Consider the following 17,317-nt stretch of genomic DNA (forward strand, 5'->3'; position numbering starts at 1 on the left):
TCGGCACGATCCCGTCCGATCCGGCGGCGATCGCCGAAGTCGCGGCGGCGACGCGAACGCCCGGCCCGCGGATGCGGACCGGGCGTTCACCCAGTGGCGGTGCTTCAGCCGCGGATCAGCCCTTGCCGGGGCGGGATGCCTCGATCGGGAAGCTCCACGCGTTGACCCCGTCGCCCGCGTCGACGCCGTCGCGCTCCGCGTACGAGACGAGGATGCGGGCGTCATCGGCGAGCGCGGCGCGCACGCCGGCGTCGATCGGCACGGTCAGCTTGGCCTTGCCCGCGTCGACGCTCTGCTCGAACGTGCCGAGCAGGCGACCGCTCATGTCGGGCGCCCACGGCGGTGCTGCACCGTCGGTCGGCGAGCACGCCTCGAAGCCGTACACGTCGCCGGCGCAGCTCGAGGTCCACACCGGGATGAACGTCGTGTCGCCCTTCCAGAGGAAGACGCGCACGGTTCCCGCCTGCTCTGCGTCGACCGAGATGCGCACGTTCTTCTGCTGGATCTTGACGTCGGTCACGCTCATGGCGTCACTCGGCTGCACCCCCGAGATCGTGCCGCCGCGGGTGGCCGACTGGGCGACCGTCTGCGGCGACTGCACACCCTGCAGGGCGGTGTCGGGGATGATCGGCGCCGAGGCCTCGGTCGACCGGTCGGCCGGCGGCGTGTAGCCGTCGAGGTAGGCGTGACCCCAGCGGTACGGCTCCGACTGCTGGCTTCCGAAGGCCGACCACGCGGTGCGGGTCTGGCCGATGAAGTCCTGCGTGTCGGAGTCGTACGGCGTGACGTTGAGCCCGAGGTAGCTCGGGTCGACGTCGTTCGCCGCGGCGTCGCCCGACGGGACGGCGCTCGTCGGCCCCACGGCCGCGGGCAGGTCCGCGAGCGGCACCTTCACCTCGAGGTCGTAGCCGCCGCCGGCGTAGCTGCCGTCGGCCTCGCGCACGACCTCGACCGCCACCTCGACGCCGGGGGCGTTGAGCCCGCCCTCGACGGTCTCGGCGAGCGGGCCAGTCGAGAACCCCTGGTGGTTGTCGGCGTCGCGCGACCAGCACGGGCCGTTCTCGCCGTTGCCGTTGGCGCCCTCGGCATCGTCGGTGAAGGGGAACATGCCGAGCTTGAACGTCGTCGACGTGTCGACCGAGTCGCCGCGCGGGTCGAGCAGCAGCTCGACCGAGTCGACGAGCCAGTGGCCGAAGCACCGGTCGGGCGTCGCCGCCGCGCTCGCGACGTCGTCGGTCACGCGGATCTGCGCGTAGAGCGCGTCGTCGAACCAGCCGAGCTTCGCGAGGCTGCCGTCGCCGCAGTCGACGCCGTCGGCGGCGCAGGCCGCGCCCTCCCAGCGGGTGCCGATGTCGACGGGCGCGCCCGTGTAGACGTCGTCGGCCGCGCCGTCGACGGTCGGCGCCGAGGCGAGCTCGGGGATCACGACCGTGGGCACGAGGTACACCGTCTCGTTCTCGGTCGACGTGCCCGCACCCGAGGTCGTCGTCGCGGTGAACGTCACCGTGCGGCTGCCCGGGTCGGCCGGGTCGGTGTGGGTGACGACGAACTCGACCGTCGCGGTGTCGCCCGGGGCGAGCCCCGTGAACGACTTGGATGCCGCGTCGGCGACGAACCCGGCGGGCACGGTCAGCGCGACCTGGCCCGACTCGGTCGCCGCGGTGCGGTTCGTCACCTCGACCGGCACGGTCATGGTCTCACCGGCACCGATCTGGGCGACGGCACCCGAACGGCCGCCGACGTAGGCGTCGTGGTCGCGGGTCCACTGCTCGTACTCGGCCATGTTGCCCCAGCGCTCGAAGCGGCCCTCGACGGGTGCGACGAGCTCGATGCGGGTGTCGTTGTACGCCGTGACCTCGCCGTCGAAGGATGCTGCGAGCTTGTACACGCCGACCGCGGCGTTCGACGCCGGGGTGACGGTGAAGGTCGCCGTGGCGGCATCCTCGTCGCCGATGCCGTCGATCGTGACGGGTTCGGAGACCTGCCAGCCGGCCGGCACCGCGAGGCTCACCGTGCCGCCGTCGAGGTCGCCCTCGCCGGAGCGCGCCGAGACGGTGACGTCGAACGGTTCGCCCGGCGCCTGGTAGTACTCGTCGACCGCGAGCGCGAACTGCGAGCCGAGCGGCATGCCGCCCGGGTCGGCGACGACCGCGCCGTAGAGCACCGCGTCGTCGTTCGCCGAGGCCGGTGCGCTGTTGGGCTGCATCGGCACGATCGACTGCGAGACGCCGTAGCGCTGGCAGCTCGGGTTGGTGAGGCCCTTCTCCATCACGCGCGCCTGCGTCGGGTGCGCGCGACCGCCCTCGCGGCCGACCTGCGCCCACGTCTTGGCGGTGCCGGCCTGCTGGCCCTGCACGTTGCCCTCGGCCCAGGTGTACGGCGAGTCGTAACCGGTCCAGGTGCCGACGACCGTGAACGGGTTCGTCGCGGCGGGCGTGAAGCCCGTGTTGCAGTTCGGCGCGGCGGTGCCGCCCGCGCCGGTGGTCAGGCCGCCGGCGAGGATCTTCTTCACCTGCCAGGTGTCGACGGCCCCCAGGCCGGTGAGCTGCTCGGGGAACATCTCGGGATCGGCGGCGGCCGCCGCGGCCTCCCAGATCATGCGGCCCTGCGCGTACTGGTGGTTGCCGTGCCCGGCCGCGAGCGACGGCGTCGAGCCGACGAGGATCTCGGGCTGGGTCTCGCGGATGATGCGCACCGTGCGGCGCAGCGTCTCGTCGGCGTCCCACACCTTCGCGGTGAGCGCCGCCGAGGTGTTGTAGAAGAAGTCGACGCGGTCGAGGTTGAAGATGTCGATCGTGCCCGAGCGCACGTGCGAGGTGCGGTCCTCGTTCTCGCGGCGCAGGCCGAGGTCGGGGCCGGCCTCGGGGCCGACCGAGTTCGAGCCGCCCTCGCCACGGGTGGCCATGATGATGCCGCAGCGCACGCCGTACAGGTCGTGCCAGACGCCGCACGGTGTCGTGAACCCGGCGTCGTCGTCGGGGTGGGCCCAGATGCCCATGACGTCGATCTTGCCCCGCTCGGTGTCGATCGCGATCGAGGGGTCGCCGACCTCGAGCTTGGTGGCGGCGTCGGCCGCGGCGGTCGACCCGGTCGCGGCAGCCGCGGCGGGCGAGCCGGAGTCGCCGTTGCCCATCGTCGCCGCGAGCGCGGTGCCGGGCGTCAAGAGCACGGCGGCCGCGACCAGCGAGGTCAGCAGGATGGCGTGATGTCGTTTCATGCGGTCCTCCGTTGGACACTCGGACGACGGACTGCCGCCCGATCTCCCCTCAAGCTAGAGCAGACTCGATCGAACAATCAAGCAGTTTCACGCAGCTTCGCGCATTAATGCGTGCGCGCTCGTGCGCACATTTGGGCATGCCGACGCGGGGTGCGCGCCCACCAGACGCGCGCGCACCCCGCTCTGCGCCGGCCACGCCCGGCGCGCATCGATCACTCGCGCACGGCGCCCTCGATCATGCCCTTGATGAAGTGGCGCTGCAGGAACACGTAGAGCAGCACGATCGGCAACGCGACGATGACGGCGCCCGCCGCGAGCAGCGCCGTGCCCTGCGTGTACTGGCCCTGGAAGAACGCGAGCCCGAGCGGCGCGGTGCGCACCGAGCCGTTCGGCGACATCACGAGCGGGATCAGGAACTCGTTCCACGTCCACATGAACGTCAGCAGCACGAGCGTGAGGATCGCCGGTCGCCCGATCGGCACGAGCACCTGCCACAGGATGCGCATCGACCCCGCGCCGTCGAGGCGGGCGGCGTCGATGAGCGCGCGACTCGAGGTGCGGAAGTACGTCCGCATCCAGTACGTGCCGAACGCGATCGACATCGCGATCTGCGGCAGGGCGACGCCCCACACCGTGTTCGTCAGCCCGACGACCCGCAGGTCGAAGTAGAGCGGCACGATGAACGCCTCGGTCGGCACCATGATGCCGAGCAGGAACACGTAGAACACCACGGTCGCCCCGCGGAACTTCATCGTGCCGAGCGCATACCCGGCGAGGATCGACGCGAGCACGGCGACGATCACGACGATCACGGCGACGACGAGCGAGGTCAGCATGTACTGGCCGAAACGGCCGATCTCCCACGCCTCGGGGAAGTTCTCGGGGTGGAACAGTCCGCCCTCGCGCGCGGCCGACGCGCTCTGCGGGCCGAACGCGAGCGACACGATGACGGCGATGGGGCCGAGCACGATGAGCGCGAACCCGATGAGCACGACGTAGTTCGCGCCCCGTTCGATCGGGGACACCTTCATTTGCGGTCTCCGATCACGTTCACGACGGCGTTGATGGCGAAGACGATGAGCGTCAGCACGACGCCGACGGCGGTCGCGACCCCGACCTCGCCCAGTTGGAACGCCCGCCGGTAGATCTCGAAGCTCGGCACCGTCGTCGAGGTGCCCGGCCCGCCGCTCGTGGTCACGTAGACGAGGTCGAAGGTCTTGAGCGCGGCGACGATCGTGAGCGTGAGTGCGACCGTGATCTCGCCGCGCACCATCGGCAACGTGATCGCGAAGAACTCGCGCACGGGCCCCGAGCCGTCGAGACGCGCGGCCTCGTAGAGCTCGCGCGGCACCCGGCTCATGCCGGCCATGAGCAGCACGGTCACGAGGCCCGTGCAGACCCACGTGCCGATGAGGCCGACCGCGGGCAGCGTGAACGTGTAGTCGCCGAGCCACGGCCGCGCGAGCGACCCGAGCCCGATCAGGCGCAGGAACCCGTTGAGCGGTCCGTCGGGCGCGTAGATCTGCCGCCAGGTGACGGCGACGACCACCATCGCGATGACCTGCGGCAGGAAGATCACGCTGCGGAAGAACCCGAGCCCGCGCACCTGCGCCCGGGTGAGCAGGCTCGCGAGCAGCAGTCCGATGCCGAGCGGCAGCACCGCGTAGAAGAAGACGAGCACGAGGGCGTGCCAGAACGCCTCGCGCAGTCGCGGGTCGGCGATGATCTCGGCGTAGTTGTCGAGCCCCACGAAGGTGGAGGCGCCGAGCCCGTCCCACTGGAAGAGGGAGAACTGCGCGGCGCGGCCGAGCGGGAAGAGCAGGAAGGCGCCGTAGAGCAGGATGGCGGGCGCGAGGTACGCCCAGGGAACCCACGCCGATCGGGCGGAACGCCGCGAGGCGCTCCGCCCGACCGTGGTCGTGCCGCTACTCATTGCTCGCGACGAACTCCGAGTAGTCGGCCTCGAGGGTCTCGGTGAACTTCTCGGGCGTCGTCTGGCCGGCGAGCAGGTCCTGCAGCGCCTGACCCATCGTGTCGCCGAAGGTCGGCGTCGCGTAGTCGAGGTACGGAAGCAGGGCGCCCTTGCCGGTGACGTCGCCGAACACGGTGAACACGTCGGCCATCACGCCCTCGCTCGGTGCGAGCTCGGCGGTGCGGTTGACGGGCAGGTTGCCGGTGTCGGCGAGCACCTGCATCGCGTCGTCGCTCGTGATGAAGTCGATGTACGCAGCGGCCACGTCGGTGTTGTCGGCGGCCGAGGTGATCGTGAACGGCAGGCCGGTGCCGCCGGTGGTCGCGGGCGTGCCGTCGCCGGTGTTCGGGATGAAGAACCCGACGTCGTCGCCCATCGCGTCGGCGAGGTCGGCGGCGAGCCACGACCCGCCGATGAGGAACACGCCGTCGCCGGCCGCGAGCGACTGCCAGGCCGCGTCGTAGTCGGTGCCGTTCACGCCGTCGTTGAAGTAGCCGGCGTCGACCCACTCCTGCAGGGTCGTCGCGGCGGCGACGTTCTCGGGGGTGGTCCAGCTCTGGCCTGCGTTGCCGAGGCCGAGGTCGGTGATGACCTCGGGGTCGACGTCGTCGCCCTGCACCGGGCCGAACACGTGCAGCGCGGGCCACTTCTCGATGTTGCCGAGCAGCATCGGGGTCTCCCCCGCGGCCTTCGCGGACTTGAGGGCCGCGTCGAACTCGCTCCAGTCGGTCGGCACCTCGAGGCCGAGTTCCTCGAGCTTGGACTTCGAGTAGAAGACGCCGACGACCTCGCCCACCTGGGGCAGGCCGTAGAGGCTGCCGTCGCCGAACACCTTCGCGTCGTCGCTGTAGGTCGAGTACTGCAGCACCGAGGGCGAGTAGCGGTCGGTCCAGCCGTACGCCTCGGCGTAGTCGTCGAGCGGGCGCAGCTGCTGCGCGGCGACGAACTGGCCCATGGTGTTGCGGCCGTTGTTCGCCTGCACGACGTCGGGGGCGTCCTCGTCGGTGAGGGCGAGCCGCAGCGTCGTGGCGAGGTCGTCGAACGACTGCGAGTTGCGGTCGATCGTGACGTTCGGGTACTTCTCCATGAAGGCCTTGTTGAGCTGTTCCATCTGCTCGTTCTGGCCGCCGCGCACCTCCTGGTCCCAGACGGTGAGCGTCACGTCGCCCACGCCCGAGATGTCGGTGCTGATGTCGCCGGTGTCGGCGGTGCCCGTGGGGGCGCCGGTGCCGGGGGCGCAGCTCGTGAGGGCGACGACGAGCGCGGCGCCGGTCAGCGCCACCGCGGTCAGTCGGGTGTTCCGTCTCATGATGTACCTCTCTTCTCGGGATTCGATCGCCGGGCTGCTGTGGAGCCGTAGTCGGCGAAGGGGAAGGTGAGCTCCGCTCTGCGGCGCCCGGATGCCTCGGGGAAGGCGTCGTCCATGAACGCGAACCGGCGCGCGAGCTCGCGGTCGGCCCCGTCGCGCGTGTGCTGCCACCAGTCGGCGAGGTCGCCCCGGCCGGGCGCACCGACCGCTCCGCCGGCGTGCTCGACCGCGAGCGCGGCGCACAGCGCTGCGAACGAGAGCCGATCGGCGAGCGGCAGTTCGTGCAGGGTGCCGTAGACGAGGGCCGCGCCGAAGACGTCGCCCGCACCCGTGGCATCGCGGCCGTTCGAGGGCACGGCCGCAACGGTGACCTCTTCACCGCGGGCGGCGTCGATCGCGACGGCCCCCTGCTCGCCGCGGGTGACGACGACGAGGGGCACGCGTTCGGCGAGTGCGCGGGCCGCGGCGGCGGCCGAGTCGGTGCGCGTGTAGGCCATCGCCTCGGTCTCGTTGGGGGTGAACGCGAAGCAGTCGGCGAGCGGGCCGAGGTCGGCCGGGTCCCATCGCTCCGTCGCATCCCACCCGAGGTCGGCGAAGACCTTGGTGCCCGCGTGCGCGGCGGTGCGCCACCAGGCGTCGTCGCCGCGGCCGCCGCGCGCGGCGCCGAGGTCGACGAAGGCGGCGCGGGCGCGGGTGCCGTCGCCGACGAGTTCGGCAGCGGTGAACGGCGAGGGTTCCTCGCGGGTGACCATGCTGCGGTCGTCGCCCGACGCGATGGAGACCGTGACGGGGGTCGGCCAGCCGGGCACGAGGCGCGAGCGGCCGAGGTCGACGCCCTCGCGGTCGCCGAGGAACTCCCAGCACCAGCGGCCGTAGACGTCGTCGCCGAGCGTCGCGGCGAGCGAGGTGCTGAGCCCGAGGCGGGCGGTCGCGACGGCGAGATTGGCGACGCCGCCGGGGCTCGTGGCGAGCGCGTCGGCGTAGATCTCGGTGCCGGGCCGCGGTGCTCCGGCCACGCCGGTCATCACCAGGTCGAAGAAGACCGGCCCGGTGAGGAGCACGTCGACGGTGCCGTCGACCACCCGTTCTGCCACGCATCCTCCTCGATTGCATCGACCGCGCGATCGCGAGATCGGCTTTGACTGAACATACTCTCGAATGAACGGTTCTGCGTCAATTCATGCTCGAAATCGTCGATTCATGCTCGAAGTTGACTGCTAGCATCGTGCTCATGCTCACAGCAACGCGACAGGCTCAGATCCTGAACTCCCTGCGCACCGACGGCGAAGTCACCGTCGAAGAGCTCGCCGTGCAGTTCGGCGTCTCGCTCTCGACGATCCGCCGCGACCTCAACGCCCTCAGCGCCGAGGGCCTGCTGCGCCGCGTGCGCGGGGGCGGCAGCATCGAGCCCGACCAGATCCCGTTCACCGACGTCGAGCGCCAGCACGCGCCCGAGAAGTCGCGGGTCGCCGAGCGGGCGGCCGAGCTCGTCGCCGACGGCGACGTCGTCATCATCGACATCGGCACGACGACCGCGCTGCTCGCGGCCCAGCTGCGCGGCCGACGCATCACGGTCGTCACCTCGAGCCTCGCCGTCATCGATGAACTGCGCGACGACGACGACGTCGAGCTCATCGTGCTCGGCGGCGCGGTGCGCAAGAACTACAACTCCATGATCGGCACGCTCACCGAGCAGGCGCTCGCGCAGATCCGGGCGACCATGTGCTTCCTCGGCACGAGCGGCATCCGCGCCGACGGCACCATCAGTGACACGACCGGCATGGAGGTGCCCGTCAAACGGGCGATGATCGAGTCGTCGCAACGCACGGTCGTGCTGGCCGACGCGTCGAAGTTCCCGGGCGTGGGCGTGCTGAGCGTGTGCGGGCCCGAGCAGATCTCGGCGGTCGTCACCAACGACGATGCGGATGCCGCGACCCTCGACCTCCTCCGCGAAGCGGGAGTCGAGGTGATGACGGCGTGAAGCTCACGATCATCGGCGGCGGCGGGTTCCGCGTTCCCCAGGTGTTCGAGGCGGTCGCCGCCGACGACGCCCCCGTGCGCATCGACGAACTCGCACTCTACGACGTGTCGGCCGACCGGCTCGAGATCATCGGAGCGATCCTGGCGCGCTTGGCGGCCGAGCGCCGTCACGTGCCGACGATCACGACGACGACCGACCTCGACGAGGCGCTGCGCGGCGCCGACTTCATCTTCAGCGCGGTTCGCATCGGCGGCACCCGCGGCCGCATCCTCGACGAGCGCACCGCACTGGAGCTCGGCGTGCTCGGCCAGGAGACGGTCGGCCCCGGCGGCCTCGCGTACGCCCTGCGCACGGTGCCGTTCATGACGCGCCTCGCCGAGACGATCCGCCGGGTCGCCCCCGAGGCGTGGGTCATCAACTTCACGAACCCGGCCGGCATCGTCACCGAGGCGATGCAGCGCGTGCTCGGCGAGCGGGTCGTCGGCATCTGCGACACCCCGATCGGCCTCATGCGCCGCGCGGCTGCGGCCGCCGGCAGCTCGGCCGACGCGATCACGTTCGACTACGTCGGCCTCAACCACCTCGGCTGGTTGCGGTCGATCACGGCGGGCGGCGACGACCTGCTGCCCCGCCTGCTCGGGTCGGATGCCTCGCTCGAGTCGATCGAAGAGGCGAGGCTCATGGGCTTCGACTGGGTGCGCGCGATCGGCGCGCTGCCGAACGAGTACCTGTACTACTACTACTTCACGCGGGAGGCGACGGCGCGCATCAGCGCGGCCGCGACGACGCGCGGCGAGTTCATCGACCGCCAGCAGGCGCAGTTCTATTCGGCGCCGGGCGACGACCCGCTCGCCACCTGGCTGCAGGCGCGCCACGACCGCGAGTCGAGCTACATGGCCGAGAGCCGCGAGGCCGACGAGGAGCGCCACGCCTCCGACGTCGACGGCGGCGGCTACCACCAGGTCGCGCTCGACCTCATGGCGGCGCTCGCGAGCGGCCGCCCGTCGACCATGATCCTCAACGTGCGCAACAACACCCTCGTGCCGCAGTTGCCCGAGGACGCGGTCGTCGAGGTCGGCTGCGTCGTCGACGCCGACGGGGTGCACCCGTGGCCGATCGCACCCGTGCGCGGCGACATGCTGGGACTCATGACGCAGGTGAAGTCGGCCGAGCGGCTCGTCATCGGTGCCGTGCACGAGGGGTCGCGCGAGCTCGCCTGGCGCGGCTTCGCCGCGCACCCGCTCGTCGACTCGGTCGGCGTCGCGCGCTCGCTCGTCGACCGCTACAGCCAGGCGTTCCCCGAGATCGGCGAGACGCTCACGGCGTAGGCGCCCCCGACGTCGGCGCTCACTCCGGCGCCGGCGCCCACGCGAAGCCGTCTGGGTCGACGAAGGCCGCGGCATCCCCGTTGATCTCCACCCGATGCGAACCGGTGCCGTCGGCCGCGACGCCCACGGTCTTCGCGAGCGAGCGACGCTTGTAGAGCCCGAGGCCGATCGGGCTGTCGCCCATGGCGAAGTCGACGTAGCCGCCGATGCTCTTCGCGACGGTGAGGCCGCGGTCTGCGTAGATGCGCTTGCTCGCCGACACGTCGTCGGCGCCGAGCAGCAGCACGACGTTCTCGATGCGATGCGTGGCGGGGCCGGTGTCCTTCTTCGACTCGCTCGCCATCTGCCAGATGGTGCCGTCGGGTGCCTGCACGATGCCGCCGAACCCCCAGAGCGACTTCTCGGCGGGCTTCAGCACGGTCGCACCGGCGGCGACGGCCGCGTCGAACAGGTGCAGGACGTCGGCCGGCTGGGCGACGATGAGCGACATCGTGAATCCGCGGAAGCCGCTCGTCGGGGCATCCGATCGCCTGAGCCGCAGCCGATCGCCGAGCTCGAAGGCCTCGTCGTAGAACCGGGCGGCGGCGTCGGGGTCGTCGACCTCGAGCGTGATCGAGCGGATCGACGTGAGCCGTTGCTGGTCTTCGGTGTCCATGGGGGTGACGATTCCGGAGCGGGCGGGCCGCGTCAACCCCGGCGCCCGTCCATCCGGTCCGCATTCACTCCCGTGCTCGTCAACCCCGGTGCGGATGCTGCCGGTTCCGCGTAGGTTCGCGAACGACGGCGCTCCCGCTGGCTCGCTCCCGACTGTCTCACTGCTCGCGCCGCGGGACGGGCGGCTCGAGCGAGGGATGTACCGCTCCGGCGAGGGACGCCACAAATCCACATTTCCACACCGTGTGCGACCACATGACCACATGACCACACACGCCGAGGAGACGACATGGCCAAGGGAGACATCGAGACCCGCTCGAACCGCGGGCAGTGGGAGAACCACGTCGAAGACTCACCGGAGCTCTCGCAGAGCTTCGCGAGTCGCGAGGAGGCCGTCGAGGAGGGCGAGCGGCTCGCACTCGCGATGGGCACCCGGCACACCGTGATCGACGCAGAGCCGACCGGCGCCATCACCGACGAGGGCGACACGACCGCGGGCTGACGCGACGTCCTGCAACCGCTTCCGGCGACCGTCGCGCGACGACTCACCCCGGCTTTCGGGGGTTCTCCCCCTGTCGGCGCTCCCGGCGCGGTCGTAGCTTGCCGCTGTGACCACCGAGACCGCAGCCCAGCAGAGCACCCTTCCCGAACGTTCGAGCACGTCGGACGACCAGATCGTCACCGGCCGCACCGGAGACGGCCCGACTCGCGCACCGCGCCGCACCGGTACCCGCATCGCTTGGACCTGGGTGCTGCTCTCGTCGCTCGGCATCGCCGCGTTCGCCGTCGTGCCCTACCTGACGGCACCGCTGCGCGAGCTCGCCGCGTCGCCGTCGGGCGGGCTCGCCGGCAACTACGCCGAGCAGTCACTGCCGATCCAGGTCGCGTTCTACGCCCACATCGTCGGCGGCGGCATCGCGCTCATGCTCGGGCCGCTGCAGTTCTGGCGCGGCCTGCGCGACCGGCATCCGCGCGTGCACCGCTGGACGGGGCGCGTCTACCTGGGGGCGATCGGCGTCGGCGGCATCGCGGCGCTCGTGATCGCACCGGTGAACGACGCCGGACTCGTCGGCCTGTTCGGCTTCGGCGGGCTCGGCGTGCTCTGGCTCGTGTCGGGATGGCTCGCCTATCGCGCGATCCGCCGGCGCGACGTCGACACCCACCGAGCCTGGATGATGCGCAACCTCGCCCTCACCTACGCCGCCGTGACCCTGCGCATCTGGCTGCCGCTGCTGCTCCTCGTGCAACTGCCCTTCGTCGCCCCGGGCACCGACTTCGACGCCGTGTTCGCGAACGCGTACGCCGCGGTGCCGTTCCTCTGCTGGGTGCCGAACCTCATCGTCGCCGAGTGGCTCATCGCGCGGCGCGGGCTGCCGGGCGTCTGGCGGTCAGGCGGTCCAGCGCCGACCCCCGGTGTCGTCACCGGCGCGCATCGGCGCTGATCAACCGAACCCCGGCCGCGGTGAGCTCGCGCAACGTCGCGTCGTCCGGTTCGCCGTCGGTGACGATTCCGGCGACTGCGTCGAACGGCACGACGGTGTACCGCGAGGCCGTGCCGATCTTCTCGGCACTCGCGAGCACGTACGTCTCGGCGGCACGCGAGGCGAGGGCACGCTTCATGGCGGCTTCGTCGGGATCGCCGGTGGTCAGCCCCGCCGCCGGGTGCACGCCCGTGACGCCGAGGAGGAACAGGTCGGCGCTGATCGTGTTGGCGGCCTCGACGGCGGCTGCGCCGCAGGCCACCGCGGAGTGCTTGAAGAGCCGGCCGCCGATCAGGAACACGTCGGCCGCGTGCTCGAGGAGGCTGCCCGCGACGGTCGGGCTGTGCGTGATGATCGTGCACTCCAGCATCCTGGGCAGGGCCTCGACGACCGCGAGGGTCGTCGTGCCGCCGTCGAGGATGACGGTGGCCCCGGGCTCGATCAGCGCTGCGGCGGCCGCGGCCACGTCGCGCTTGCTCTCGGGGGCGACCGACGTGCGGGTCGCATAGTCGGCGACGGCGGGCGACGCCGGGAGCGCCCCGCCGTACACCCGCACGGCCAGGCCCGCAGCTTCCAGGCCACGCAGGTCGCGCCGGATGCTGTCCTCCGACAGCCCGAGTTCGAGGGCGATCTTCTTCGCGACGATGCGACCGTCGCGGCGGAGTCGAGCGAGGAGCAGGTCTTTGCGCGCAGCGGCCAGCATTCACGTTCCTTCCGGTTCTTTCACGATTCTGCAGTATTGTGCCCGATATGAGCAAATCGATGATGATCCTGATCGCTGGACCCTATGCCTCGGGCACGGGAGGCGACCCCGAGTTGATGGCCGAGAACCTGCGGCGCCTCGAAGCAGCGGCCTGGCCGATCTTCCGGGCCGGCCACGTGCCGATGATCGGCGAGTGGGTCGCACTGCCCGTCCTCTCGAGCGCCGGTGCGACCGGCCCGGCCGATCCACTCGCGGCCGAGGTCATGTACCCGACGGCGGAGCGCCTCCTGCAGCACTGCGACGCCGTGCTGCGGCTCCCCGGCGACTCGCGCGGCGCCGACCAGGACGTCGCGATCGCCCACGACCGCGGCATCCCCGTCTATCACTCGCTCGACGAGGTTCCCGCACGCTCGACCTGCTGACGCGCCGGCCCGGCCGGCGCCCTACTCGACGACGCCGGTCGTGGCCGCCTGCTTGCGCGCGTAGAAGTCGCGCACCCGGTTGCGGTTGCCGCAGTCGGATGCGACGCACCAGCGGCGGTTGTGCCGGGGCGACGAGTCGAGGAACACCCAGCCGCACTCGGCGTCGGCGCACTGCGCGAGCCGGTCGAGGTCGTCGCGCAGCAGCAGGTCGACCGCCGCGAGCGCCAGACGTCGGCGCGGCAGCGCGAGGTCGACGGCGAAGCTCCACTCCCACCCGTCGCCGGCTCGCGCGAGCGTGCCCGCCGCGACCGCCTCGGCGTGCTCGCGCACGACCGGTTCGGTGGGCCCGCCCTCGTAGCAGGCCGCGTACAGGTCCTCGCGCAGTCCGCGCACGAGAGTCCACTCGGCAACGGCGACGTCGGGATGCCGCGACGCGAGCGCGCGCAGCACCGCCGCCTGCTCGTCGTCGACGAGGCCGGTCTCGACGCCGAAGCGCACGACCTCGTCGTAGTCGACGAGGTAGTCGACGCAGAGCTCGGGCGCGAGCCGCTCGGAGACGGTGTTCATGAGATCGAGCCCGACGGCGCCCGCGATCTGCGCGAAGGGACTTTCGCGCCGACGATACGAGTCGAGAACCGCCACACCATCATGCTAATGCACATTCCGGGCTTTACGCATTGGAGATGTTCTGCCACGCTGTAATGCATGCTCGTACGATCATCCGTTAGACACCGCATCGTGGCGGTCCGTCCTCGACGCGCGGCCGACTTCTCGCGCCTCTGGGTCGCACAGGGCGCCGGTGTCGCGGCCGCCCAGGTCGCCGAGCTCGCCCTGCCGCTGCTCGCGGTGCTCACGCTGAACGCCTCCGCGCTCGAACTCGGGCTGCTCGGGGTCGCACGGTGGCTGCCGTTCCTGCTGCTCGCGCTGCCGCTCGGCGTGCTCGTCGACCGGCACCGTCGTCGCCCGATGATCGTCATCTCCGACTGGGGCCGCGCCGCGCTCACCGTCGCGATCATCGTCGCGGCCGTCGCGGGCATGCTGACGATGCCGGCCCTGCTCCTGCTCGCCGCGGCGATCGGCTGCTTCACCGTGCTCTTCGAGGTGTCGTACCAGTCGATCGTGCCGAGCGTCGTCCCACCCTCGGGGCTCGCCTCCGCGAACTCGAAGCTCGCCGCCACGGCGGCCGCCATCCAGGTCGGCGGTCCGGGGCTCGGCGGGCTGCTCGTGCAGCTCATCACCGCGCCGCTCGCCCTCCTCGTCACGGCGGGCGGCTACGTCATCTCGGCCCTCTCGGTCGGCGGCATCCGTGCGCATGAGACCCTGCCCGCCGAGCGAGGCCGCTTCATCGACGAACTGCGGGCCGGGCTCTCGTTCGTGCGCCGCGACAGGTACCTCGTCGCGAACCTCGGGTTCTCGGCGCTCTACAACCCCTTCATCCAGTGGGTCATGGTGCTGTTCCTGCTGCACGCGGTCGACGAGCTCGGGCTCGACGCGTTCCAGGTCGGCCTCATCCTCGCGATCGGAGCGACGGGCGCGCTGGCGGGCTCGCTCCTCGCGGGGCCGCTCGTCCGGAGGTTCGGGGCGGGCCGCCCCATCCTGCTGACCGCGATCGCCGAGTGCGTCGTGCTGCTCGTGCTCCCGGTCGCGGATGCCTCGTGGGGTGCACCCCTGCTCGTCATCGTGCTCGGACTCGTGTTCGCCGTCGGCGACGCCGGGGCGACGCTGTCGAGCGTCATCCTCATCACGATCCGGCAGCTGCGCACGCCCGACCACATGCTCGGGCGCGTGAACGCGAGCATGCGCTGGGTCTCGTACGGCACGATCGCGTTCGGCGCTGCCGCCGGCGGCATCGTCGGCGAGCTCGTCGGCACGCGCCTCGGCATCCTGATCGGCGTGCTCTTCACGTTCGCGGCCGTGATCTGGGTCGCACTCGGCCCGCTGCCGCGCGTCACCGACCCCGCCGAGCTCGCGATCCCCGAGCGGCGCGAGCCCGAGGCATCCCCGGTCGCCGCTGGTTGAGGAGCGAGCGACGAAGGAGCACGCGTCTTCCCTCCGCTGGTTGAGGAGCGAGCGACGAAGGAGCACGCGTCTCGAAACCCTTGCGAGCCGGTTTCGAGACGCGTCGCCGCTCCGCGTCGGCGCTCCTCAACCAGCAGGAGAGACGCGTCGCCGCTCCGCGTCGGCGCTCCTCAACCAGCGGGAGGGGTGCGGCGCTGCGCGCGTCGATCGCGCTTGGCACGTCGGCGCTGCTCGGCCAGACGACGGCCGGCGAGCGACGACTGGTCGGGGTCTCCGGGCGAGAGCGCCGCGCGCAGCAGGTTGCGCTCGCGAACGGCGCCGCGCAGGTCGGCCATGCCGACGAGCGTCGCGAGCGTCGGCGCGGCGACCACCACGGCGACCGCCACCGCGAGCGCGATGCCGGGTCGCCCGGCCCTCAGGTCAGACCCGGCGAATCCCGCGATCGCGAACAGGGCGATCGGCATGATCGCGGCGACGATCGCCAGCGACGCCCACCGCCCGGCCCGCGGGTCGAGCAGCAGCGCGTCGGTGACCTCATCGGGAGCACGCCTCGGTCGCCCGTCGGCGACCCAGCGCACCGCGGCCAGCTCGACGCGGCGCATCATGACGATCCGCACGACGGCGAGCCCGATCGTGATCGCCAGTGCGCACGCGATCGCGACGCCGCCCCAGAGGCTGAGCCCGTCGATGAACCGTTCGACCGGCTCGTCGAAGTAGCGTTCGTCGCACTGCCGGCACGGCTGTCGCAGCCAGACCGACACGAACCAGATCGCCGCCACCGCGAAGAGCGCGCACCCCGCGACGAGGAGCGCGCGGTCGATGACGCGGAAGAAGCGTTCGCGCAGCAGCGCGGGCGGGTCCTCGACCGGGGATGCCTCGCGCCGATGTTCCTCGGCGAAGTCGGCGGCGACGACCGTACGGTTCCAGCCCACCTCGAGCTCGGCGCGGCGGGCCTCCTGCCCCTCCTCGACGCCGAGCAGGATCGACCGCACGACGAGCCACGCGACGATCACCGCCGCGCTGACGCCCACGATCGTCCACACGACGGGTGTCCGTCCCTCGTCGTCGAACAGCGCGAAGCACAGACAGAAGCCGCCGACCGCCATGGCGATCACGGCGACCGCGAGCACCGCACGGCGGACGTGACGGGCGGGAAGGATCGCGAGCCGTGCGCGCTGCCCCGCCGACGGCACCTGGTCGGGGTGCGCGGCGACGTGGCGTTCGAGCAGCCGCAGCGACGTCGTGGCGTCGAGGGCGCCGAGCAAGGGAATCGCGAGCGCCAGCGCCGCGGCGAGCCCGAACAGCGGCAGCACCGTCGCGCGGAAGAACTCCTCGAACTCGAGCTCGCGCGACAGGTCGCCGAGCGCTTCGTCGCCGACGATCGCGGTGATGAGCAACAGCAGCCACGTCGCCCCCGCGCCGATGGCGAAGGCGTTCGCGAGTCCGGCCGCCGTGCGTGCGAAGGCCGAAGCCGACGTCTCGGGCACCTCGACGAACCGGACGTCGCGCAGTTCGCGCTCGACGCGAGCGCGCTCCGCCCGGCGTCGTGCGGTGCGGGCGGCGCGTCCGCGTGAAAACCGCTCGTCGTGGGCGCGCACCACCGGCTCAGGCCCTGCGCTCGACCGCGACGGTCGGTCGGTGGTCGGAGGCGGGTCGGGCCGAGACGGTCATGCCCGACAGATTATCGGCTGCGGATCGGCGCCTCGGGGTCGATCGCGATGAGCGCCTGCTCGATCGCGTCGGCGAGCGCACGCACGCCGTCGCGACCGACCGGTGCGAACTCGCGATCGATCGCCGGCAGGTACGCCTTCGCCCCGGCGAGGAACCGCCGTCGGCCGGCGGCGGTGAGCACTGCGTAGGCCGAACGCCCGTCGTCGGGGTTGACCTCGCGGCCGACCAGCCCAGCGGCGACGAGGTCGTCGACGAGGCGGCTCACCCGGGTGCGGCTCAGCACGACGCGCTCCCCCAACTTGCCCATCGTCAGGCGCCCGCCCGCGTCGTTGAGCTCGAGCAGCACGTCGTACCAGCCGAGCGGCAGCCCGCCATCGGTCGCGACCGCGCGCTCGAGTCGCGGCAGCACGGCTGCGTGCAGCCGCAGCAGGGACTCCCAGGCGCGTTCGGCGTCGCTCGATCTGCTCATGCCGTGAACCCTACCACTTGCGTGCGTGCGCACACATATGCCAGACTCGCCTCTCGTCACGATATGTGCGTCTGCACACACTTGAAGGGAC

16 protein-coding genes are annotated in these 17,317 nt (G+C 71.6%); 6 read left to right on the top strand and 10 right to left on the bottom strand.

Annotation, left to right across the window (positions count from 1 at the left end; all coding sequences use genetic code 11):
• Positions 1–115: 115 nt before the first annotated feature.
• The 5 genes from MUN74_RS04240 to MUN74_RS04260 form a co-directional block, all read right to left on the bottom strand.
• Positions 116–3,217: an NEW3 domain-containing protein gene (locus MUN74_RS04240; RefSeq protein WP_244855167.1), complete on the bottom strand. Its 3,102-nt coding sequence runs from the start codon at positions 3,215–3,217 to the stop codon at positions 116–118.
• Positions 3,218–3,429: 212 nt separating this feature from the next.
• On the bottom strand, positions 3,430–4,248 hold the full coding sequence (locus MUN74_RS04245; protein ID WP_244855168.1) for a carbohydrate ABC transporter permease: 819 nt from the start codon (positions 4,246–4,248) through the stop codon (positions 3,430–3,432).
• Positions 4,245–5,150, bottom strand: a complete 906-nt coding sequence (locus MUN74_RS04250) for a carbohydrate ABC transporter permease (RefSeq protein ID WP_244855169.1) — start codon at positions 5,148–5,150, stop codon at positions 4,245–4,247. The genes MUN74_RS04245 and MUN74_RS04250 overlap by 4 nt, the downstream gene beginning before the upstream one ends.
• Positions 5,143–6,498 (bottom strand): ABC transporter substrate-binding protein, encoded by a 1,356-nt coding sequence (locus MUN74_RS04255; RefSeq protein ID WP_244855170.1) that lies wholly within the window; start codon positions 6,496–6,498, stop codon positions 5,143–5,145. The genes MUN74_RS04250 and MUN74_RS04255 overlap by 8 nt, the downstream gene beginning before the upstream one ends.
• Complete coding sequence (locus MUN74_RS04260; protein ID WP_244855171.1) at positions 6,495–7,592, bottom strand: carbohydrate kinase family protein; 1,098 nt, start codon at positions 7,590–7,592, stop codon at positions 6,495–6,497. The genes MUN74_RS04255 and MUN74_RS04260 overlap by 4 nt, the downstream gene beginning before the upstream one ends.
• 137 nt (positions 7,593–7,729) lie before the next feature.
• On the opposite strand from MUN74_RS04260, the gene MUN74_RS04265 reads away from it, so the two are divergent.
• Both MUN74_RS04265 and MUN74_RS04270 read left to right on the top strand, forming a co-directional pair.
• On the top strand, positions 7,730–8,479 hold the full coding sequence (locus MUN74_RS04265) for a DeoR/GlpR family DNA-binding transcription regulator (RefSeq protein WP_244855172.1): 750 nt from the start codon (positions 7,730–7,732) through the stop codon (positions 8,477–8,479).
• The gene (locus MUN74_RS04270) at positions 8,476–9,807 is read left to right on the top strand and encodes a 6-phospho-beta-glucosidase (protein WP_244855173.1); all 1,332 of its coding nucleotides are present in this window, start codon (positions 8,476–8,478) and stop codon (positions 9,805–9,807) included. The genes MUN74_RS04265 and MUN74_RS04270 overlap by 4 nt, the downstream gene beginning before the upstream one ends.
• A 19-nt stretch (positions 9,808–9,826) precedes the next feature.
• Here MUN74_RS04270 and MUN74_RS04275 read toward each other — a convergent pair whose 3' ends face one another.
• Complete coding sequence (locus MUN74_RS04275; protein ID WP_244855174.1) at positions 9,827–10,462, bottom strand: VOC family protein; 636 nt, start codon at positions 10,460–10,462, stop codon at positions 9,827–9,829.
• 288 nt (positions 10,463–10,750) lie between these two features.
• Here MUN74_RS04275 and MUN74_RS04280 point away from each other — a divergent pair, with 288 nt between their 5' ends.
• Both MUN74_RS04280 and MUN74_RS04285 read left to right on the top strand, forming a co-directional pair.
• Entirely contained in the window at positions 10,751–10,963 is a 213-nt protein-coding gene (locus MUN74_RS04280; RefSeq protein WP_244855175.1) for a DUF2188 domain-containing protein, read from the top strand.
• Between the two features lie 106 nt (positions 10,964–11,069).
• Positions 11,070–11,903 carry a DUF2306 domain-containing protein gene (locus MUN74_RS04285; RefSeq protein WP_244855176.1) on the top strand — a complete coding sequence of 278 codons (834 nt, stop codon included), beginning with the start codon at positions 11,070–11,072 and terminating at the stop codon, positions 11,901–11,903.
• Here the strand turns inward: MUN74_RS04285 and MUN74_RS04290 are convergent.
• Positions 11,881–12,645: a DeoR/GlpR family DNA-binding transcription regulator gene (locus MUN74_RS04290; protein WP_244855177.1), complete on the bottom strand. Its 765-nt coding sequence runs from the start codon at positions 12,643–12,645 to the stop codon at positions 11,881–11,883. The two genes, MUN74_RS04285 and MUN74_RS04290, sit on opposite strands and share 23 nt — an antisense overlap.
• 59 nt (positions 12,646–12,704) lie before the next feature.
• On the opposite strand from MUN74_RS04290, the gene MUN74_RS04295 reads away from it, so the two are divergent.
• Positions 12,705–13,067 (top strand): DUF4406 domain-containing protein, encoded by a 363-nt coding sequence (locus MUN74_RS04295; protein ID WP_244855178.1) that lies wholly within the window; start codon positions 12,705–12,707, stop codon positions 13,065–13,067.
• A 21-nt stretch (positions 13,068–13,088) separates the two neighbouring features.
• Here MUN74_RS04295 and MUN74_RS04300 read toward each other — a convergent pair whose 3' ends face one another.
• Positions 13,089–13,634, bottom strand: coding sequence for a CGNR zinc finger domain-containing protein (locus tag MUN74_RS04300; RefSeq protein WP_244855179.1), 546 nt, complete (start codon positions 13,632–13,634; stop codon positions 13,089–13,091).
• 171 nt (positions 13,635–13,805) lie between these two features.
• Here MUN74_RS04300 and MUN74_RS04305 point away from each other — a divergent pair, with 171 nt between their 5' ends.
• Positions 13,806–15,086: an MFS transporter gene (locus MUN74_RS04305; RefSeq protein ID WP_244855180.1), complete on the top strand. Its 1,281-nt coding sequence runs from the start codon at positions 13,806–13,808 to the stop codon at positions 15,084–15,086.
• A 170-nt stretch (positions 15,087–15,256) separates the two neighbouring features.
• Here the strand turns inward: MUN74_RS04305 and MUN74_RS04310 are convergent, their stop codons facing one another.
• Both MUN74_RS04310 and MUN74_RS04315 read right to left on the bottom strand, forming a co-directional pair.
• Positions 15,257–16,684 (bottom strand): hypothetical protein, encoded by a 1,428-nt coding sequence (locus MUN74_RS04310; protein ID WP_244855181.1) that lies wholly within the window; start codon positions 16,682–16,684, stop codon positions 15,257–15,259.
• 83 nt (positions 16,685–16,767) lie between these two features.
• A complete protein-coding gene (locus tag MUN74_RS04315) occupies positions 16,768–17,226 on the bottom strand; it encodes a MarR family winged helix-turn-helix transcriptional regulator (protein WP_244855182.1) in 459 nt (152 codons plus the stop codon).
• Positions 17,227–17,317 lie beyond the last annotated feature (91 nt).

Source organism: Agromyces sp. H17E-10, assembly GCF_022919715.1.
Classification (GTDB): domain Bacteria; phylum Actinomycetota; class Actinomycetes; order Actinomycetales; family Microbacteriaceae; genus Agromyces.